Origin of the sequence: Gymnodinialimonas sp. 202GB13-11 (assembly GCF_040932485.1) — a bacterium.
GTDB lineage: Bacteria > Pseudomonadota > Alphaproteobacteria > Rhodobacterales > Rhodobacteraceae > Gymnodinialimonas > Gymnodinialimonas hymeniacidonis.
The window spans coordinates 1,470,801-1,490,640 of the sequence record NZ_JBFRBH010000001.1 but is presented as its reverse complement, the minus strand read 5'-3'; the positions used below and the strand labels follow the sequence as shown (position 1 = coordinate 1,490,640).

Below are 19,840 nucleotides of genomic sequence, written 5' to 3'. Positions count from 1 at the left end.
CGGTTGAAAGCGGCATTAGCGGAGGGGCGGTTGCAGCGCGGCCTGTGGCTGAACCTGCCGGGCGCGGTGACGGCAGAAATGGCCGGGCAGGCCGGGTTCGACTGGTGCCTGATCGACGGGGAGCATGGACCGTGGGATCCGGCGGGCATACGGGACCAATTGATCGCGCTTGAGGGTACTGACACCGAGGCTGTGGTCCGAGTCCCGGTCGCGGAAGACTGGATCATCAAACAGGCGTTGGATCTGGGCGTGAAGACGCTTCTGGTGCCGATGGTGAACTCCGCCGAGGAGGTCGCCGCCGTTGTGCGTGCCTGCCGCTATCCGCCCGAAGGCGTGCGTGGCATGGGAGCTATGGTGGCTCGTGCGGGGCGTTTTGGCGGGATCGAGGGTTATGCTGCCCACGCCAATGACGACATTTGCATTCTGGTGCAGGCCGAAAGCCGCGCTGCAATGGAGGCGTTGAAGGCGATTACAGCAGTAGACGGTGTCGACGGGGTGTTCATCGGCCCCGCAGATTTGGGCGCCGATATGGGCTACCGCGATGACCTGTCGAATCCAGAGCTTTGGGACACGGTGGCCGACGGCATCAAGACGATCTGCAATGGTGGCAGGGCGGCGGGTATCATTGTTGCCGGGGCAGAGGCCGAAGCGCGAATGATCGAGTTGGGGGTCACGTTCCTTGGCTGCGGATCGGACGCCTCCCTGTTGCAAAGCGCCTTGTCGGAGCTGGCCGAAGGATGAGAGTCGATCTTAAACACGGCGATGCCCATGCCGTCTTCGATATGGAGGCAGGCAATATCCCTGTCTGGACGGTGGGCGGGCGTTCGCCCTTGCACGTTGCCCCTTGGCGGGATGAAGAGGCGGTGCAGTCCGACCCGAACGTAGCAGATGTCGACAAACGGCTGGCGGGAGATTTTTTCTGCATGCCGTTTGGACGCGATGATGTGCATGGTCATCCCATCCATGGACCTACGGCGAATGACCCTTGGGTGATCCTGAGCACAGAGGGCAATAAGGGTGTCTTTGCCAATGGCCTGACGAAACTGAACGATGCTGTCGTTGCCAAGGAAATTCAGGTTGTGGGCGAGTGCCTTTTGCAACGGCATGTCATCGACAAGGGGCGCGGCGATGTGACCTTCGCCCACCATCCGATGGTGCGGATGGAAGAGGGCGGGCGCGTCTCTTTCAGCAAGAAGCGCGCGGCGTTGACCGATCCTGCGCCTCAACATGACGGGTTCAACTACTGGCAATTGAGCCAATTGCGCGGCGATCTTCATCTTGAGTTGGAAGGTGGTGGCCAATGGGACGGGCGGACCTATCCGGCCGGTCATCTGGTGGAGGATTTCTGCACCTTGGTAGAGTCCCGCGAGAACACGCTCGGCTGGACCTGCGTTATGCGCAATGCCGAGGATGACATGCTGTTGGTCCTGAAGGACCCGGTCATGATGCCTGTGACGATGCTGTGGATTTCCAACGGTGCGCGGGACTTTCCGCCTTGGAACAGCCGCCATACCGGCGTTCTGGGGATCGAAGATGGGCGCGCCATGGGCGGGCAGGGGCTGGCGGCCGCAATGGCAGAAAACGTGCTGACGTCGATGGACGTACCCACAACGCTGCCTTTGGGAGAATTGCACACGATCCGGCACGCGATGGTATCTTTGCCGCGCCCGCCGGGTTGGACGGAGGTAGAGGCGGTGACGTTGAAGAAGGGTACGTTGACCTTGCGAGAAGCCTCCGGCGCTGAGATCTCCTTGCCATTCCCGGAGGGTCACTTTGGCTGAGCCCCTGATCCTCGTCGATGCCGATGCCTGCCCGGTGAAGGAGGAAATCTACAAGGCTGCTTGGCGCCATGGGATCGCGGTGCGGCTTGTGGCTGGGTCATATCTGCGCCACCCCGAGCACCCGCTGATCTCGATGCAAATGGCAGGTGACGGGTTCGATGCGGCGGATGATCTTATTGCAGAGGCTGCCCATGAGCGATCCTTGGTGATCACGGCAGACATCCTTCTGGCGGAGCGCTGCCTTGAAAAGGGCGCAGCTGTACTGGACCCGAAAGGCCGGGCGTTCACAAAAAACTCCATCGGATCCCAGGTGGCGACGCGTGCGATCATGGCCGATATTCGCGCAGGTCTGGACGGGCAGGGGATTGGCGGTGCGAAGCCGTTCAGCAAAGCGGACCGGTCGGCCTTTTCCAATGCCATCGAGACCGCGCTGCGGCGCTTGAAATAGTGCACAGAAGGGCGTAGAGCCGCGCCTTCTGTTAGAGGTAGTCCAATGTCTTTCACCCTCGCCATTGTCGGGCGTCCCAATGTCGGCAAATCGACGCTGTTCAACCGGCTTGTGGGCCGGAAGCTGGCGCTGGTCGATGACCAGCCCGGCGTCACGCGCGATCTGCGCGAAGGGGATGCACGGCTAGGGCCGCTTCGCTTCACGGTGGTGGACACGGCGGGACTTGAGGATGCGACGGACGATAGCCTGCAAGGGCGGATGCGGCGGCTGACCGAACATGCGGTAGAGATGGCCGATGCGGCGCTGTTCGTGATCGATGCGCGTGCGGGTGTGACGGCGGCGGATGAATACTTCGCCGACATCCTGCGCAAGTCCGGCAAGCCTGTGCTTCTGGGCTGCAACAAGGCTGAGGGCAATGCAGGCCAGTCGGGGATGCTGGAGGCCTTTGGCCTTGGCCTGGGAGAGCCGATTGGGCTGAGCGCCGAACATGGCGAAGGGATGAGCGATCTGGCCGCCGAACTTGCGCCTCTGATCGAGGCCAAGCCAGACGAAGAGGCCGAAACGGATGTCGACGTTGAGGGTGAAGATCGCGTTATAAGTCGCTCAAAACCCTTGCAGATTGCGGTTGTTGGTCGCCCGAATGCCGGCAAATCGACCTTGATCAATCAGATCATCGGTGAAGACCGCCTGTTGACTGGCCCCGAAGCCGGGATCACCCGAGATGCCATCGCGCTGCCGTTCGAATGGGACGGCGTGCCGATGAAAATCTTTGACACGGCGGGGATGCGCAAACGGGCAAAGGTGCAGGAGAAGCTGGAAAAGCTCTCGGTCGCCGATGGCCTGCGCGCGGTGAAATTCGCCGAAGTTGTCGTGGTGCTTCTCGACGCTGCCATTCCGTTTGAGACGCAGGATCTGCGCATAGCGGATCTGGCGGAGCGTGAGGGACGTGCTGTCGTCGTGGCGGTCAACAAATGGGATATCGAGCCTGAGAAGCAGCAAAAGCTGAAAGATCTTCGCCAAGGCTTTGAAAAGTTATTGCCGCAGTTGCGCGGGGCACCTTTGATCACTGTTTCAGCCAAGACCGGCAAGGGTCTCGACCGATTGCACGCGGCGATCATGAAAGCGCATGAGACGTGGAACACTCGGGTCTCGACCGCGAAGCTGAACCAATGGCTCGGTGGCATGATCGAGGCGCACCCGCCCCCTGCACCGGGCGGCCGCCGCATCAAGCTGCGTTACATGACGCAAGCGAAGACGCGCCCACCGGGCTTTGTGGTGATGTGCTCTCACCCCGATAAACTGCCTGAGGCCTATTCGCGTTATCTGGTCAATGGGTTGCGGGAGGATTTCGACATGCCCGGCACGCCGATCCGGCTTTGGATGCGCAGCCAGGCTGACGATAACCCTTACAAGAACCGCAAGAAATCGACGCCGTCACGGCTCAACAAGCACGTGCGGAAGGGTGAGACGAAGAACGGTTGATCACCCGCCTGCGTTGACCCGCCTCGCCAAAACGCCCGGTCTTCCATTGGTCAAAAATACTCCGGGGAGCGCGAGGGGCTGGCCCCTCGCATTCGGCGACCGCGTCAGCGGGCGCAACGCCTCAGGCGTTCGCTTCGCGGATTTTGTCAGCCGCGTCTTTGTCGAACCCGACGCCATTCTCGGCAAACATCGAGTCCAGCTCGCCCGATAGGGTCATCTCGGTGATGATGTCACAGCCGCCGACGAACTCACCCTTCACGTAGAGCTGCGGGATCGTGGGCCAGTCGGAGAAATCCTTGATGCCCTGGCGAATGCCCTCATCGGCCAGCACGTTCACATCCTGATATTCGACACCCATGTAATTCAACACACCTGCAACCCGCGAAGAGAACCCACATTGCGGCATCTCTTTGGTGCCCTTCATGAACAAGACGACGGTGTTGTCGGTGATGGTTTGCTTGATCTGATCTTCAGCGCTCATGTGGCGGGATCCTTTGGTCGTCGGTACGAATGGGAATGGGGTTCAGCTGCTGCCGCGTGGGACGGTACAACAGCGCGAAGGGGCCGAGAAGCGCGATGAAGGCGCCATGGAGGAAGGCTTTCATGTTCGGATGTCCCTTTTGCTTTGCGCGTTATCTGAGTCTGGCACCTCGGAGCGCGATCCCAAAGCGCGGCGTTTGCCGTCACGTGTCATTCGGTCGAAGAACGGCTCCGCCTCGCGGTAGGACGCCCCGAGAAACCTGTTGATGAGAGGTTTCAGGAACAAGCCCGCGACGAGAAATGAGGCAATCTTCCCCACTATTCCGGTGCCTTAGTCGTCAGCGCCAGCGCATGCAACTCACCCGAAGGGCCATCCATCTTGCCCTTCAATGCCGCGTAGACCGCGCGCTGTTGCTGGACGCGGTTCTTTCCGCGGAAGCTTTCGTCGATGACCATGGCTGACATGTGCACGCCGTCATCGCCCGCGACTTCGATCTGGGCGTCGGGGAAGGTCTCGCGCAGGAGGGCCTCGATCTCGTTGGCTTGCATGGGCATGGATTGCGTTGTCCTTGGCTGTCTTGAGAAGAAATGTAGGACGCGGTTGGGGCAGCCGCAAGCCGATGCTTGACCCTCACGCCACGTGAGGCCCGATAGAGGAGCCATGGAGAAGCGAATCGAGGAATATTCGGTCGGACAACTGGCCAAGGCGGCCCGCATTTCGGTGCGGACGCTGCATCATTACGATGCGATTGGTTTGTTGAAACCTGCTCATGTCCGGGCCAATGGCTATCGGCTTTACGGCCGGGCCGAGGCTGAGCGTTTGCAGGAGGTCCTGTTTTACCGCGCCACAGGTATGGACTTAGCGCAGATCGCCGCGCTGCTGGATGGACCGGAGGATCGGTTGTCCCGGCTTGAAGCCCACCGTGCCCGTCTTATGGGGCAGGCGGCAGATCTAGCTCAGGTCATAGCGACCCTTGAACGCAGCATTGCGGTGATAAGAGGAGACCCCCCCATGGCTTTGGAAGACTTGTACACGCCCTTCACACCCGAAACGCAGAAGGATCACGAAGACTGGCTGACGCAAAGCTACGGCGCGTCACTTGCAGACGATATTGCCACGTCCCAGGCCCATCTCTCGGGATCGGACTTGGAGGCAAGCATGGCTCGGTTGCGTGAAATTGAGAAAGCGCTCGTTCAGGCATTTCAAAATGACGAGAACGAAACGGATCTTTTGCTCGACGCGCATCGCGGTTGGGTGACGAACATGTGGGGACGGTCCTGCACGGTCGAAGCCTATGCGGGTTTGGCAGAGCTATACCGCCGTCATGCAGGTTTTGTGGCCCGGTATGAGGCACTCGCTCCGGGCTTCGGTAAATGGTTGCCTGATACAATGGACGCCTATGCCGCACGGCGGCTCTAGGCGAACGTCTCCGCAAAAGCGCCGGACCAGGCTTCGCTCAGTTCGGACAGGGGCGCTTCGGAAGTGCCGATCTTGATGGTTTCGCCGCCGACCTTGCCTACCGTGACGATGGGCACGCCTTTGTGGCCTGCGGCGATCATCAATGCCTCGGCTTTGTCAAAGCTCGTGGAGATCAGGTAACGCCCCTGATCTTCGCCAAACAGCGCTGGCGTATCGGCCACGTCAAGTGTGACGCCAGTGCCTGCTGCTTCGGCCAACTCGAATGCAGCGAGCGCCAGGCCGCCGTCGCTCAGGTCGGTGCAGGCGCCGATCCATTCGCGTTGCTCGCGGATGAACTCACCGTTGCGACGCTCGGCGTCCAGATCCACAGCGGGGGCATCGCCGTCTTCGCGATTGAAGACCTCGGCGAGGAGGGCGGATTGGCCCAGATGGCCTTGGGTTTCCCCAACAAGCAGCAGCATGTGCCCGTCGCGCGCGGTGCCGGCGATGAGGTCGTCGGTGTGGTCGAGCAGACCGACCGCGCCGATGGTAGGCGTGGGCAGGATGCCGGTGCCGTCGGTCTCGTTGTAAAGCGAGACATTGCCGGAGACGATGGGAGTATCGAGTGCGAGGCAGGCTTCACCGATGCCTTTGATGGCGCCGACGAACTGGCCCATGATCTCGGGCTTTTCGGGGTTGCCGAAGTTCATGTTGTCGGTGGTCGCAAGCGGCTTGGCCCCAACAGCGCAGAGGTTGCGGAAGGCTTCGGCCACGGCCTGCTTGCCGCCTTCGACGGGGTTGGCTTTGACGTAGCGGGGCGTCACGTCGGAGGTGAAGGCCAGTGCCTTGTCGGTGCCGTGCACACGCACAACGCCCGCGCCAAGACCGGGCGCGCGGATCGTGTCGGCCATGACCTGGCTGTCGTATTGCTGATAGGCCCAGGCGCGGGAGCAGTAGTTGGGGGAGGAGACCAGCGCGCGGAGGGCGTCGATAGGGTCAATCTCAGGCACGTCGGCCAGCGGCTCGGCTGCGGGTGTCTCAACCCACGGGCGGTCATATTCGGGCGCGGTGGAGGCGAGCTTTGACAGCGGAAGATCTGCGACTGTTTCGTTTCCGTGGATAATCAGGAAGCGGTCTTCCGCGATGGTCTCGCCTACGATGGAGAAGTCGAGGTCCCATTTCTCGAAGATGGCGCGGGCCTGATCCTCAAGGTCGGGATTGAGGACCATCAACATCCGTTCCTGGGACTCGGACAGCATCATCTCGTAAGCGGTCATGTTCTCTTCGCGCTGCGGGACATGGTCGAGGGTCAGCTTGATGCCAAGCCCGCCCTTGTCGCCCATTTCCACGGCGGAGCAGGTCAGGCCAGCAGCGCCCATGTCCTGGATTGAGATCACGGCGCCGGTTTCCATCAGCTCAAGACAGGCTTCCAGAAGGCGCTTTTCGGTGAAGGGGTCGCCAACCTGAACAGTGGGGCGCTTTTCTTCGATCGTGTCGTCAAACTCGGCCGAGGCCATCGTCGCGCCGCCGACACCATCGCGGCCGGTTTTCGCGCCGAGGTAGACGACGGGCATACCGACCCCTGAGGCCGCGCTATAAAAAATCTTGTCCGTGTCGGCCAAACCAGCCGCAAAGGCATTTACCAGACAATTGCCGTTGTAGGCAGGATGGAAGCGGATTTCGCCGCCCACGGTTGGCACGCCGAAGCAGTTTCCGTAGCCGCCAATGCCTTCGACCACGCCGTTTACAAGCTGACGTGTTTTCGGATGGTCGGGTTGCCCGAAACTAAGCGCGTTCATTGCCGCAATCGGGCGCGCACCCATCGTGAAAACGTCACGCAGAATGCCACCAACGCCTGTCGCCGCGCCCTGATAGGGCTCGATGTAGGAGGGGTGGTTGTGGCTTTCCATTTTGAAGACCACGCATTGCCCGTCGCCGATATCGACGATGCCCGCGTTTTCGCCTGGGCCGCAAATCACTTGGGGGCCTTCGGTTGGCAAGGTGCGGAGCCACTTTTTGGAGCTTTTGTAGGAACAATGCTCGTTCCACATGGCCGAGAATATGCCCATCTCGGTGAAATTCGGAGCGCGCCCGAGGATGTTGTTCACTTCGGCCCACTCGCCGTCGGTGAAGCCGTGGGCTGCGATGATCTCGGGTGTGATGGTTGGCTCTTGCATGTATGTCCCCCAGTTGCGGCGGTCTATAAGCCGCCTGCGCCGTGGGGGGAAGAGAGGTCACGGCGAAAGGTGAAAGAGGTGGCGCGCGTGTAGCCTTTGTGCGCTGTCTCGCTGATTTTGACGAAGCCGATACGTGTGAAAGCAGCGTGATTTTCAGTCAGCTCGACACGGCTTTCGAGTTCTAGGGACGTGTGGCCGAGGGCGAGGGCGCGATTTGCCGCGACTTCAACCAATTGCTTGGCAAGCCCTTTGCCTTGATGCGTTTGGGCTACGGCCATTTTCCCGACGTAATAGGTATCAGGGCGCTGCGCGCCGAAAAGGCAGGCGATAGGGGTGTTTGCGTCTTGAATGAGGAACAGATCCTCGTGATTTGCCTTCGCAATCAAGTCCTCTAGCGACATTCGATTTAATGAAGAAGGCGGATCAATCCGATCATGCATATAGGCAAAGCATGATCGAAGCAGGTGAAGCAGAGCTAGCCAATCGACGGATTGCGGGTTTGTTTCTATTTTGGAAACCATCGCATCCCTCTGAATTTCCAAAAAAAAGGCCGAGACGAATCTCGGCCGAAGTCCAACAGGGAGGTGTCAAAGCAATTTGCTCTGACACTTGATGAAGTAAGTGGCAGATTGCGTTCAATCAAGGCAAAATGGGGATTGACTGCGCAAACCCGGTATGTCTGTGGCGCATAGCACACAGACTTAGTAGGCGGTTTGCCCGATTTTCAGGCGCTTGGATCAGCCTCGGCCTCGCGTTGGCGGCGGCGATAGGCGATCACTTCTTCCATCACGAAGTCGCGGAACACCTCTATCCGGCGTGATTGCCGCAATTCTTCGGGATACGCAAGGAAGACCGGTACTTCGGCGGATTCAACCTCAGGCAGAACGCGGACAATGTCCGGGAAGTCCTGCGTCAAGTAATCGGGCAGCACGCCGATGCCGAGATCGTGGATCACGGCCTGTAGCACGCCAAAATAGTTGTTCACGCTAAGAGTGGAGCCGACATCGTAGCTAAGCAATTCGCGCACCAACAAAGCGCCAGCGCTGACCTGAGCAGCGGACGCGTTTTGCGAAATCAGCCGGTGGTTGCCAAGATCTTCGACCGTTTCCGGCATCCCGTTGGCCTCGATATAGGACGGGGTCGCAAAGAGACGCATGTTGATCGTCATCAACCGGCGGCGGATCAGGTCGGCCTGACTGGGTTCCTTCATGCGGATGGCGACGTCAGCCTCGCGCATCGGTAGGTCCAGCAGCCGCTCTTCGAGCATGAGGTCGATCTTGAGATCCGGATATTTCTCGTAAAGCGCGGGCAGGCGCGGGGCGAGCCAGAGAGAGCCGAAGCCGATAGTAGTGGTCACGCGCAGCTCTCCAAACACCTCTTCCTCGCTGTCGCGGATGCGGGCCGATGCGGCATCGAGGCGCTTGGTCATGGCGCGGGTGGCGTCGAACAAAAGCTCACCCTGTTCGGTCAGGATCAGGCCGCGCGCATGGCGGTGAAAGAGGGTGGTGTTCAACCCTTCCTCAAGCGCCCGGATCTGGCGTGAGACGGCGGATTGGCTGAGGTGCAAGGTGTCACCGGCATGGGTCAAAGAGCCCGCCGAGGCGACCGCATGAAATATGCGCAGTTTGTCCCAATCCATTGTGTCACCTGTTCGCGCGCGTTGAAGGGCAACCTAAGAACGCATGCCTGTGTATGCAAAAGGTTTCTGTCAGCTTGTCGCCAGAATGCTGACGCCTGCCAGAATAACGCTCGCCCAGATCAATCTTCGGGCAAGCTGACCTTCGCCGAGCATGATGGATCCGAGGAGTACTGCAATCAGAACAGAGACTTCACGCAAGGGGGCGACGTAGATCACGGGTGTGAAGGTCAGCGCGTAGAGCACTAGGATGTAGGCCAGGCCGCTAAGTACGGCAATGGCTACGACTTCTATTCTATGATCGCTCCAGAGCACACAGACACTATCCCAGCGTTTCAGTGCATAGGGCAACAGTAGGATCGAGCGTAATAGGGCTGTGGCATAATCCATCACGATGGGCGGGATAAGCAGGACCGACACGCCCCAGGCATCCCAAACCGTGTAGCTACCAATCAGCAGGCCGACGGCTAAGCCATAAGCCAGTGATTTTAGCGGGCGAGTACTGCCTTTGGGGCCAAAGGTCAGCATGGCGACGCCAAACACGATGACCGCGCCACCGATTGCTGCTTGCAGTGGTAGCGCCTGTCCCAGAAGCAGAAACGCCAAAAGTGACGAAAGGACTGGGCCAGTAGAGCGGGCGGTGGGGTAGATGACGGACAGATCACCGACGCGGTAGCCCGCTTGCAGGAGCAAGAAATAGACCAGATGAAGTAGCGCACTGCCGACAAGTGCCAGCACGGCAAGCCAGGTCCAGCCGTCGAAGGTGAGGGCAAAGTATATCGCCGGAGGTCCGAAGATCGGTAGCGAAACGGTACCGAAGAGCCAGATAAGCTCGGGTCCGCCATTGAGGCGTTTTACCAGAAAATTCCACCCGGCATGGGCAAATGCGGCGGCGAGAACAAGGGAGAAGCCAAGAAGTGTCATGTGTGGCGGCCCTTTCGGGGCAGGAGGTTGCAAGGCACGGCAAAGCCGCGCCCATGCCATCCCCCCTGGTCTTCTATCCCTTAAGGTGTCCGCCGGTGCACCGGCTGCCGTGGCGCTCGCTCCAGACCTGACGCATCGTCAGCGGAACCCTAGCCACACATGGATGGGCAGGTGCGATGCTGGCGCAACGGTGCGGGGGACACAAGGTTTCACGATTGTTTTGCTAGACAGGTCAGCTTTTGTGACCTATCTTGCCCTTAACGGATGAACACCACGCAGCACGGGAGGCCCATCATGGGAGTGCAGCAGGTCTCGCTCGACGACAAGTTCGACCTTTCGAAATCCCCGGTATTGCTGAACGGCACGCAGGCGCTCGTGCGTTTGATGCTGATGCAGAAGGAGCGTGACAGGCTGGCCGGCCTGAACACGGCGGGCTTTGTGTCGGGCTATCGCGGCTCACCCCTTGGGGCGGTCGATTTGCAGATGGCCCGCAATGAAAAGCGCCTTGCGGAGAATGATGTGCTGTTCCGTCCGGGCCTCAATGAAGACCTCGCCGCGACCTCTCATTGGGGCCACCAACAGGCGGAATTGCGCGGTGAGGGGAAATATGACGGCGTCTTCGGCCTTTGGTATGGCAAGGGGCCGGGTGTGGACCGCACGGGCGATGTGATGCGTCATGTGAACATGGCGGGGACGTCGAAGCATGGCGGCGTCATCATGGCGATGGGCGATGATCATACCGGTGAGTCCTCGACTGTATGCCACCAAAGCGATTGGGCCATGGTGGATGCTCATATGCCGGTGCTCAGTCCGGCGGGCGTTCAGGAAATCCTCGATTACGGCATGTACGGCTACGCGCTCAGCCGGTTTGCAGGGGTTTGGGTTGGGCTGAAATGTCTGAAGGACACGGTGGAAGCGACGGCTGTGGTGGATGGTCGCCCGGATCGTTTGAGCTTTGTTGAGCCGGACTTCGACATGCCTGAGGGCGGGCTGAACATTCGTCTTGGAGATCACTGGATTCCGCAAGAAGAGCGTCTGCTGGAGCATAAGCGGTGGGCGGCAGAGGCGTTTTCGCACGCCAACGGCATCGACAAGAGAGTGCATGGCAAGCCGGGCGCGAAGATTGGTTTCGTTGCGGCGGGTAAGAACTGGCTCGACCTTCTGTCGGCGCTCGCTGCGTTGGGAATTGATGAAGCGGAAGCCGAGCGGCTGGGGATCACAACCTACAAGATCGGGCAGGTCTGGCCGCTTGACATGAAGGGCTTCAACGATTGGGCCGAAGGGCTCGACCTGATTGTGGTGGTCGAGGAAAAACGCAAGCTGATCGAGGTTCAGGTCAAAGAAGCCATTTTCGACGATCGACGCGGTCGGCGCGTTTATGGATACAAGGACGGGCACGGGAATACCCTGTTCCCGCAACATTTCGCGCTGGACCCGGCGGATATCGCGCTGAAGCTGGGGCGTGTTTTAGAAGAAGAAGGCTGCATGACTGACCGGATGCGGGCGGGCATGGCGCGTGTGGAGGAGGCGCAGAGGGCCACCAACGCGCCGGACCTCGCCAAACGCACGCCTTGGTTCTGTTCTGGCTGTCCGCACAATTCCTCGACCAAGGTGCCCGAAGGCTCTCGCGCGGGGGCGGGGATTGGGTGCCACTTTATGGCGAAGTGGATGGACCGCGAAACCGAGGCCTATACGCATATGGGCGGTGAGGGCGTGAACTGGGTGGGTGAGGCGCCATTCTCAACCCGCGATCACATGTTCCAGAACCTAGGCGAGGGGACCTACAACCATTCGGGCATTCTGGCGATCCGGGCGGCTTTGGCGGCCCGCACAAACATCACCTACAAGATTCTGTTCAACGATGCGGTGGCGATGACCGGCGGGCAGACAAATGAGGGGGAGCTGTCGCCCGGCCGGATTGCCCATGAGCTGAAGGCGATGGGTGTGGGTGAGGTCGCACTGGTCTACGATGAAAAGGAAGACGTTGATTTCCAGTCCTTTCCTAGCGGCGTTGAGCGGTTTGAGCGCGCCGAGTTGATGAACGTGCAGGAGCGTATGGCCAAGGTCAAAGGCGTCTCGGCCATCATCTACTTGCAGACCTGTGCGGCAGAGAAAAGGCGCCGCCGAAAGCGGGGGACCTTCCCGGATATCGACAAGCGCGTCTTCATCAATAACGACGTCTGTGAGGGATGTGGCGATTGTGGGGTACAATCGAATTGCGTGTCCATCGTGCCGGTGGAGACCGAATTGGGTCGCAAGCGGGCGATTGATCAATCGACCTGCAACAAAGACTTCTCCTGCGTGAAGGGGTTCTGCCCGTCCTTCGTGACTTTGGAAGGCGCTGTCATCAAGAAAGAGGCCTCGGCCTCCGTTGACTTGCGCGGACTGCCGGAGCCCGCGCTGCCCGCGATTGACGGCACGCACAATGTGCTGGTCACAGGTGTTGGTGGCACGGGTGTTGTCACCATCGGTGCTGTGATGGCGCAAGCCGCGCAGCTGGATGGCATGGGCGTCGGCATGATCGAGATGGCCGGGTTGGCCCAAAAGGGCGGGGCAGTCGCGATCCATTTGCGCTTGGCCAACAGCCCGGACGGGATCGCTGCCATCCGCGTGGGCGCGGGAGAGGCCGACACCGTGATCGGCGGCGATCTGGTTGTGACGGGTGGAGCCAAGACGCTCGGCCAGATGGCGACGGGGCGCACGGGCGCGGCGGTCAACAGCCATGAAATCACAACCGGCGATTTCACCCTCGATACAGAATTTACTGTTCCGGGCAAAGACTTGGAGGTCGCTCTTCAAGCACGATTACGGGATCGCTTGGTGCTGTTTGACGCAACAGAACTGGCGCGTGTGCTGTTGGGTGACTCGATTTATTCGAACATGATGGTCTTCGGCGCGGCCTGGCAAATGGGGTTGGTGCCGTTGAGCCATGACGCAATCACCACGGCCATCGGAATGAATGGCGCGGCAGTCGATGCGAACCTTCAGGCGTTCGAGATGGGCCGTTGGGCGGTCGAGAATCCGGTGGAGGCCGAGCGGCTGACCACACCAAACGTCATCGCTTTGCCCAAGACGCTGGACGAGAAAATCGCCTACCGCGAAGGGCATCTGGTGGCTTATGGCGGTAAGCGCCTGGCGAAACGGTATCGCGCGCTGGTCGATAAGGTCGAAGAGCCACGGCTTAAGGAGGCGGTGGCGAAGGGCTACCACAAGCTCCTGTCCTACAAGGATGAATACGAGGTTGCCCGCCTGCATTTGGAGACTGAGGCCAAGGCCCGCGAGACCTTCGGCGGTGATTTCAAGATGTCTTTCCACCTTGCCCCACCGCTTCTGCCCGGGAAGGAACCCAATGGCCGTCCGCGCAAACGTGCTTTCGGGAGCTGGATGGGAACGGCGTTCAAGCTGCTGTCGAAGATGCGCGGCCTGCGCGGGACATGGTTCGATCCGTTTGGCCATGCCGCCGAGCGCAAGATGGAACGCGCGCTGATCCGTGAATATGAGCGGGACATGACCCTTTGGTTGCCCGACGCCACGCCCGACCGGATGGACGCCATGGTGGCCTTGGCAGAATTGCCGCTGGACATCCGAGGGTTTGGCCCTGTGAAAGAGGCAAATGCGTCTCGCGCCGCCAATCGCCGCGCTGTGATTTTGGCAAGCCTTCAGGCGGGCGGCAGGGTTACGGCTCAAGCAGCCGAATAGACGCCCGCGAGATTTTTCGAAGGGCGGCCTTTTGCCCGCCGCTCCCTTGCGTTAGCTCTGCGCCGCGCTTGAGGAGAACGACCGTGCCAGAGCTTTCCGAATTGCTGCCGATGGTGGCGCTGATCCTTGCCATCGGGGCCTTGGGCGGTGTGATTGCCGGGCTACTGGGTGTCGGCGGCGGCATCGTTCTGGTGCCCGCGTTCTACTTCGCGTTCGAGGGGCTGGGATACGGCCCAGATGGGTTGATGCAAATTTGCCTTGCCACGTCTCTGGCAACGATTGTCGTGACCTCGTTGCGGTCTGTTCATGGGCACAACAAGAAGGGCGCCGTGGATTGGGACATCCTGAAGGCCTGGGGGCCGGGGATCGTGATTGGGTCAGCCTTGGGCGTTGTCGCGGCCAGCGGCCTGCGCAACGAGGCACTGATGATCATCTTCGGCGTATTGGGCATGATCGTGGGGCTCTACATGGCCTTTGGCCGAGCAGAATGGCGCTTGGGGGATGCCATGCCGGGAGGGGTCGGCACGGCCGTTTCTTCTCCCGTGCTTGGGTTTTTGTCAGTTCTGATGGGCATTGGTGGCGGCTCGTTCGGGGTGCCGATGATGACACTTTATGGCCAGCCCATCCATCGCGCCGTGGCAACGGCAGCCGGCTTTGGGCTGTTAATCGCGGTACCTTCGGTTATCGGGTTCCTGCTGGTCAGTGGTGATGGCGCAAATCGGCCACCCTTCACCGTGGGTCAGGTCAATCTTGTCGCGTTCGGTTTGGTTGTTGCGATGACGCTAATCACCACGCCGCTTGGTGTACGGCTGGCTCATGCCCTGGACCCAAAGCTGCTCAAGCGGGTCTTCGCGTTCTTCATCATTCTTATGGCATTGAACATGCTGCGAAAGGCGTTCGGGTTTTGACTTGGCTTGAGGCGGGTTATCAGCTTTTCCCGCGCGAATTTGCAGTTGATGCCTGGTGTGAGGCGGCGAGAAACGCGGCGCTGACCGCGGCAGAGGACCCGGAACTACGCCAGCTTTGGCTGCGCCATGGCGGGACCTGGTTCGTAGGTGTGGATGCGCTGGACAACGACGCCGAGGGTCATGTCGGACTTGGCCCGGCCTTGGGCGGCGCGGCTTACGGCGCGGCGGTTGCAGCGACGGGCGTATCCCTGCTGCACCGGGCGCAGGTGTCCATCACCTATCCGGGCTATCCGCGACAGGACGTGGACGAAAGCGAGACCGCGCATCGGTTTCGATTAGTGCGGGATGCGGCGCACCTGGATGGCCTGCTGCCCGAGGGTCCGCAGAAACGGCGCCACTTGCGAGAGCCGCATGCTTGGATTCTGGGCATCGCGTTGACGGAGGCAGATGCGGACGCTGCGCCATTGGTCGTCTGGGAAGGAAGTCATCGCATCATCGCGCGCGCCTTCTCGGACGCGTTTGAGGGGATTGCGCCCACGGATTGGGGCGATGTGGACGTGACGGACATCTACAAAGACGCGCGCGCCGAGGTTTTCGAGACCTGCAAACGCTTTGAGGTGCCGTTGTCCATTGGGGAAAGCGTGCTTTTGCACCGCCACGTCATTCACGGCGTTGCCCCTTGGGCGGATGGCACGAAGGCCGCGCTCGAGGGGCGGGCGATAGCTTATTTTAGGCCGTGTTTCGACGATCCCGAAGCGTGGCTTTCCGCGCCTTAAATCACGCCTTACGCACTTCGGACGCCAGCTTCAGCACGCCATCACCATCAGATTGCTCGATGTAGAGGGCAGGGTCATCGTCCGACCCATTGCGCGTGACCTCACTGCCTTGCAGCTTGCGGGTGATCTTCTGGGTGTAGGTTTTTTCGACCGTGCCTTGGGCGGAGCCTTTGCCCCAATCCCATTCAACTTTGTCGCCCTGTTTGAAGTTGGCCATGGTCTATCCTTCCGTGTGATGGAAGGAGAACGCAGCAGGCTTCAGGGGGTTCCGTCAGCCTTCGCGTGCAATCCGTGCCGCACGACCACCCCGGCGCTTCTGGGTCAGGGCGCGGCGGTCGGGAAGGGCGGCCATCACTTCGCGCCGGGCCTCGGGTGCCATGCGGGACCATTGAGTGATTTCGTCGATGGAGCGTAGGCAACCGGTGCAAATCCGCGCCTCGGGATGGACGACGCAAATCTTTACGCAGGGGCTTTCGATCTCGTCCCGTTTCCAGACCTCGTCTGTCATGACCCGCTCCTGATATGGCGCAAACGATCCAGCGCTCCTTGCAGGATATAGCCCGCGGCGACCGCATCGATCACCTCTGCGCGACGTTTGCGGGTCGTATCCGCCTCAAGCAGTGCCTTTTCTGCCGCAACGGTGCTGAGCCGTTCGTCCCAGAACGCCAGCGGCATGTAAGCGAAATCCGGGCGGCGGGAGAGGTTGAGCGCGAAAGCACGGGTGGCCTGCGCGCGAGGGCCTTCAGTACCGTCCATGTTGCGGGGCAGGCCAAGGATGATGCCGCCGACCTCGTGTTGTTTCGCTAGCTCGGCCAACCGATCCGCATCCAGCGTGAACTTCTTGCGTTTGATCGTCTCAAGCGCGGTTGCCGAATTGAGCAAACGGTCCGACAGCGCGACGCCGATTGTTTTGGTGCCAAGGTCCAAGCCGATCAGGCCAGACATCGGGCGTGCAGCGCCGGCGAGCGCTTCCAGCGTATCGTGGATCATTCCGCCGCCCCACCGGCGCGGGCCATGGCGGCGCGGAAGGCTTCATCAATGATCTCAAGCGCTTCGGGGAATTCGGCGAAAGTGGTCTGCGCATCATCATGCACGATCTGCGCGGCGTTGGAGCGTCCGAGAACACCATAGGCCGTGATGAGTTGCGCCCAATCCTGCGGCGTGCCGCCTTCGGTCGCGAGACGGTCGGCAAGGCCCGCGACCATGGTTTCGATCATTTCGGCCTGTTCATCGGCGCTGAGGCCCTCCATCGCGGCGATGTCGACGGGCGCGGCGCTTTCCAGCATGGCCGGGTCCAACTCGACGCCAGCCGCAAACGCCACTTCGGCAATTTGCGCTTGAATGGCTTGCACCCACGGCGCCTCTGGGCGGCTTTCGCGCAGTAGGTTTACCCAGATCGGTAGAGCGAGGTCCGGGCGGCCTTGTTGCGCGTACATCTGCCCCGCAAAATAGCGGCCGGTGCCATCGCGCGGCTCAAGCGCCAGGCCACGGACAAGCGCGTCTTCGGCCTCGGGCGAGACATAACCGCCCGCCGCGAAGATCAGCATCTCAGCGTAGTCGATCCAATGGCGGCCGGTGGCGTCGTCTTCCAGCAGGCTCAGCAGGCGGCCTTGCGCGTTTCGGGCTGCGCGAAAATTGCCAAGCATCGCTTCGTTGGCTGCAAGCAGTTCCAATCCGCGCGTATCGTCAGGGCGCTGTTCGAGGATAGTGCGCAATTGTTCAACTTGTGAGACGCGCTCGGGATCAACCTGTCTCTCAGGCCGCTCCGGCGCTTGCTCTTCTGCCGTGGCCTGGTCGGGGCGGTTTTCGCGAGCATCTTCGATCAGTGCGATACGGCCCTGTAGGGGCAGGTCGGGGTAGCCCGGCGCGCCGATCTGCCAATATGTCCAGCCCGAAATCGCGAAAGCAGCCAATAGCCCGCCGAAGATCAGCGCTGACCCTTTGCCGTCGGCGGTCTGCGCCTGCTCGGCTTGCAAGGTGCGGTCGGCGTCAAGGATGCGGCGGCTCACTTCGGTGCGGGCGCGGATGGCCTCTTCCTCGGTTAGGGTGCCACGGGCAACGTCACGCTCAACTTCACGAAGCTGATCGCGGTAGATTTGCAGGTCATAGGCCGCCTTGGGTGCTTCTGCGGGGCCAGACCGACGCGCTGCCATGATGACGAGAGCCGCCACAACGAGGCAGATCAACCCTGCGGCGATCCAGAATGCCATGTTCCGCAACCCTTCCGTGAGTACTTAACGTCCCCTTCACATAAGCCGCGCAGCGACCGAGCGAAAGCATATGTGCATGACAATTTCGGCACAGCCGCGACAACATGGCATGGGGTCGCAAAATGGCGTTCAAAGGTCGCGCGGAGTATCCTCTTTTTTCGGTCTCGCGCGAAAAGCGAAGCAACAGGTTCCGGAGTGAATTTCCATGCGCAAATATTCTGCCTTTGCCGTCGCCCGCGAAGCGTTCCGCCACCATAAAGGGTGGGAGCGGGCCTGGGCCTCGCCTGAGCCTAAAGCGTCCTACGATGTGATCATCGTGGGTGCAGGCGGGCACGGCCTTGCGACGGCTTATTACCTTGGCAAAAATTTCGGCATCACCAATGTCGCGGTGATCGAGAAGGGCTGGCTGGGTGGTGGCAATACGGGCCGGAACACGACCATTATCCGCTCGAATTATCTGCAGGACCCCTCGGCCGCGATCTACGAGAAGGCGCGCTCGCTCTACGAGACGCTGAGCCAGGACCTGAACTACAACATCATGTTCTCCCCGCGCGGCGTGATCATGCTGGCGCAGACCCATCACGAGGTACGCGGTTACATCCGCACAGCGCATGCGAATGCATTGCAGGGTGTAGATACCCGGTTCATCGACAAACACGAGGTCAAGAAGCTCGTCCCGATAATGAACATCGAAGGGCCGCGCTATCCGGTTCTAGGCGGACTCTGGCAGCCACGCGGAGGTACGGCGCGCCATGACGCGGTGGCGTGGGGCTATGCGCGGGCGTGTTCAGACATGGGCATGGATATCATCCAGCAGACCGAGGTGACGGGCGTGCGGCGTGAAGGCGGCGCAGTTTCGGGCGTAGAGACAACCCGCGGCTTCATCGGCTGCAAGAAACTTGGCGTTGTCGTTGCGGGTCATTCAGGCGTGGTGGCCGAGATGGCGGGCTTCCGTCTGCCGCTGGAATCTGTGCCGCTGCAGGCGCTGGTCAGCGAGCCGATCAAACCCTGCATGGATGTGGTCGTCATGGCCAACACGGTCCATGGCTATCTCAGCCAGTCCGACAAAGGTGAGATGGTGATCGGCGGTGGTACGGACAGTCACAACAACTACACCCAGCGCGGGTCATTCCATCATGTTGAGGAAACCGTGCGCGCGCTGATCGAGACCTTCCCGATGCTCTCGCGTCTGAAGATGCTGCGCCAATGGGGCGGGATCGTGGATGTGACGGGCGACCGTTCGCCCATCCTTTCCAAAACACCGGTCGATGGCGTGTTCATCAATTGCGGCTGGGGCACGGGCGGGTTCAAAGCAATCCCGGGCTCTGGCTGGGGCTTTGCCGAGTTGATGGCCAAAGGACATTCGCCTCTGACGGCGGAATTCGGCATGGAGCGGTTCAAGGAAGGCCGCTTCATCGACGAGTCGGTTGCGGCCGGGGTGGCGCACTAGTGTCTGCCGTAACCACGACATTGCATGGGCCCCCATTCGGCAACGTCCCGCCGGTCACAAAACGTGATCGGGACGCGGCAGGGAATAGCGCACGGCTTTGGTCGGAAATGGCTCTTTCCGGCCGAGGAACCGACCGCTTGGGTGTGGTCGTTGAGGCAAATGGGGCAGGGCGCGAGGCTGAGGTCATCCAAATGGAGGATGCCTCATGTCTGACTACGACCACAGAAACCAAGCTTTCGATTACGCGCCGCCCACCCGTGGCGGCTCCGGTTCCGGTGCGCTCATGTTCATTGGCGGGATCATCGCATTGTTCGTGCTTGCCGTCATCTTCATGGGCAGTGGCACAAGCACGCTTCCCGAAGACGGGGCCGCAGTGCCAGCCGTTGAAGGCACGGCACCTGCCGCCGACACAACAGCGCCGGCAGCGCCCGCACCGACCGAATAAGACCCTCTCCCATGGTGGGTGGCGG

21 protein-coding genes are annotated in these 19,840 nt (G+C 60.8%); 10 read left to right on the top strand and 11 right to left on the bottom strand.

Features of this window, described 5'->3' with window-relative positions; all coding sequences use genetic code 11:
- The first annotated feature begins 3 nt into the window (after nt 1-3).
- From V8J81_RS07475 to der, 4 genes are read left to right on the top strand one after another with little or no spacing between them, the layout of a single operon-like run.
- Entirely contained in the window at nt 4-741 is a 738-nt protein-coding gene (locus tag V8J81_RS07475) for an HpcH/HpaI aldolase family protein (RefSeq protein ID WP_368475121.1), read from the top strand.
- A complete protein-coding gene (locus tag V8J81_RS07470; protein ID WP_368475120.1) occupies nt 738-1,781 on the top strand; it encodes a hypothetical protein in 1,044 nt (347 codons plus the stop codon). The genes V8J81_RS07475 and V8J81_RS07470 overlap by 4 nt, the downstream gene beginning before the upstream one ends.
- Entirely contained in the window at nt 1,774-2,229 is a 456-nt protein-coding gene (locus V8J81_RS07465; RefSeq protein ID WP_368475119.1) for a YaiI/YqxD family protein, read from the top strand. Before V8J81_RS07470 ends, V8J81_RS07465 begins: the two co-directional genes overlap by 8 nt.
- A gap of 45 nt (nt 2,230-2,274) precedes the next feature.
- The gene (gene der, locus V8J81_RS07460; protein WP_368475118.1) at nt 2,275-3,711 is read left to right on the top strand and encodes a ribosome biogenesis GTPase Der; all 1,437 of its coding nucleotides are present in this window, start codon (nt 2,275-2,277) and stop codon (nt 3,709-3,711) included.
- A 121-nt stretch (nt 3,712-3,832) separates the two neighbouring features.
- Here der and grxD read toward each other — a convergent pair whose 3' ends face one another.
- From grxD to V8J81_RS07445, 3 genes are all read right to left on the bottom strand, one after another.
- On the bottom strand, nt 3,833-4,192 hold the full coding sequence (gene grxD, locus V8J81_RS07455) for a Grx4 family monothiol glutaredoxin (RefSeq protein ID WP_368475117.1): 360 nt from the start codon (nt 4,190-4,192) through the stop codon (nt 3,833-3,835).
- Complete coding sequence (locus V8J81_RS07450; protein WP_368475116.1) at nt 4,182-4,316, bottom strand: hypothetical protein; 135 nt, start codon at nt 4,314-4,316, stop codon at nt 4,182-4,184. Before V8J81_RS07450 ends, grxD begins: the two co-directional genes overlap by 11 nt.
- 193 nt (nt 4,317-4,509) lie before the next feature.
- The gene (locus tag V8J81_RS07445; protein ID WP_368475115.1) at nt 4,510-4,746 is read right to left on the bottom strand and encodes a BolA family protein; all 237 of its coding nucleotides are present in this window, start codon (nt 4,744-4,746) and stop codon (nt 4,510-4,512) included.
- A gap of 106 nt (nt 4,747-4,852) precedes the next feature.
- On the opposite strand from V8J81_RS07445, the gene V8J81_RS07440 reads away from it, so the two are divergent.
- Complete coding sequence (locus V8J81_RS07440; protein ID WP_368475114.1) at nt 4,853-5,611, top strand: MerR family transcriptional regulator; 759 nt, start codon at nt 4,853-4,855, stop codon at nt 5,609-5,611.
- On the opposite strand, the gene purL is transcribed toward V8J81_RS07440, so the two are convergent.
- The 4 genes from purL to V8J81_RS07420 all read right to left on the bottom strand — a co-directional run bounded on the left by purL (nt 5,608) and on the right by V8J81_RS07420 (nt 10,327).
- A complete protein-coding gene (purL, locus tag V8J81_RS07435; RefSeq protein WP_368475113.1) occupies nt 5,608-7,767 on the bottom strand; it encodes a phosphoribosylformylglycinamidine synthase subunit PurL in 2,160 nt (719 codons plus the stop codon). The genes V8J81_RS07440 and purL overlap by 4 nt on opposite strands.
- Before the next feature lie 23 nt (nt 7,768-7,790).
- Nucleotides 7,791-8,309: a GNAT family N-acetyltransferase gene (locus V8J81_RS07430; RefSeq protein ID WP_368475112.1), complete on the bottom strand. Its 519-nt coding sequence runs from the start codon at nt 8,307-8,309 to the stop codon at nt 7,791-7,793.
- A 182-nt stretch (nt 8,310-8,491) separates the two neighbouring features.
- Nucleotides 8,492-9,406 (bottom strand): LysR family transcriptional regulator, encoded by a 915-nt coding sequence (locus V8J81_RS07425; RefSeq protein ID WP_368475111.1) that lies wholly within the window; start codon nt 9,404-9,406, stop codon nt 8,492-8,494.
- A 69-nt stretch (nt 9,407-9,475) separates the two neighbouring features.
- Nucleotides 9,476-10,327 carry an EamA family transporter gene (locus V8J81_RS07420; RefSeq protein WP_368475110.1) on the bottom strand — a complete coding sequence of 284 codons (852 nt, stop codon included), beginning with the start codon at nt 10,325-10,327 and terminating at the stop codon, nt 9,476-9,478.
- Between the two features lie 294 nt (nt 10,328-10,621).
- Here V8J81_RS07420 and V8J81_RS07415 point away from each other — a divergent pair, with 294 nt between their 5' ends.
- The 3 genes from V8J81_RS07415 (at nt 10,622) to V8J81_RS07405 (ending at nt 15,710) form a co-directional block, all read left to right on the top strand.
- Complete coding sequence (locus tag V8J81_RS07415; RefSeq protein ID WP_368475109.1) at nt 10,622-14,026, top strand: indolepyruvate ferredoxin oxidoreductase family protein; 3,405 nt, start codon at nt 10,622-10,624, stop codon at nt 14,024-14,026.
- An 83-nt stretch (nt 14,027-14,109) separates the two neighbouring features.
- Nucleotides 14,110-14,934 carry a sulfite exporter TauE/SafE family protein gene (locus V8J81_RS07410; protein WP_368475108.1) on the top strand — a complete coding sequence of 275 codons (825 nt, stop codon included), beginning with the start codon at nt 14,110-14,112 and terminating at the stop codon, nt 14,932-14,934.
- Complete coding sequence (locus V8J81_RS07405) at nt 14,931-15,710, top strand: hypothetical protein (protein WP_368475107.1); 780 nt, start codon at nt 14,931-14,933, stop codon at nt 15,708-15,710. The genes V8J81_RS07410 and V8J81_RS07405 overlap by 4 nt, the downstream gene beginning before the upstream one ends.
- Before the next feature lies 1 nt (nt 15,711).
- Here the strand turns inward: V8J81_RS07405 and V8J81_RS07400 are convergent, their stop codons facing one another.
- The 4 genes from V8J81_RS07400 to ccmI are packed head-to-tail and all read right to left on the bottom strand — an operon-like array spanning nt 15,712 to nt 17,920.
- Complete coding sequence (locus V8J81_RS07400) at nt 15,712-15,927, bottom strand: hypervirulence associated TUDOR domain-containing protein (RefSeq protein WP_368475106.1); 216 nt, start codon at nt 15,925-15,927, stop codon at nt 15,712-15,714.
- A 54-nt stretch (nt 15,928-15,981) separates the two neighbouring features.
- Nucleotides 15,982-16,218 carry a DUF1289 domain-containing protein gene (locus V8J81_RS07395; protein ID WP_368475105.1) on the bottom strand — a complete coding sequence of 79 codons (237 nt, stop codon included), beginning with the start codon at nt 16,216-16,218 and terminating at the stop codon, nt 15,982-15,984.
- Nucleotides 16,215-16,700: a Holliday junction resolvase RuvX gene (gene ruvX, locus V8J81_RS07390; protein WP_368475104.1), complete on the bottom strand. Its 486-nt coding sequence runs from the start codon at nt 16,698-16,700 to the stop codon at nt 16,215-16,217. Before ruvX ends, V8J81_RS07395 begins: the two co-directional genes overlap by 4 nt.
- Complete coding sequence (gene ccmI / locus V8J81_RS07385; RefSeq protein WP_368475103.1) at nt 16,697-17,920, bottom strand: c-type cytochrome biogenesis protein CcmI; 1,224 nt, start codon at nt 17,918-17,920, stop codon at nt 16,697-16,699. Before ccmI ends, ruvX begins: the two co-directional genes overlap by 4 nt.
- Nucleotides 17,921-18,125: 205 nt before the next feature.
- On the opposite strand from ccmI, the gene V8J81_RS07380 reads away from it, so the two are divergent.
- Both V8J81_RS07380 and V8J81_RS07375 read left to right on the top strand, forming a co-directional pair.
- Nucleotides 18,126-19,370, top strand: coding sequence for a sarcosine oxidase subunit beta family protein (locus V8J81_RS07380; RefSeq protein WP_368475102.1), 1,245 nt, complete (start codon nt 18,126-18,128; stop codon nt 19,368-19,370).
- 205 nt (nt 19,371-19,575) lie between these two features.
- Nucleotides 19,576-19,815: a hypothetical protein gene (locus tag V8J81_RS07375; RefSeq protein ID WP_368475101.1), complete on the top strand. Its 240-nt coding sequence runs from the start codon at nt 19,576-19,578 to the stop codon at nt 19,813-19,815.
- Nucleotides 19,816-19,840: the final 25 nt, after the last annotated feature.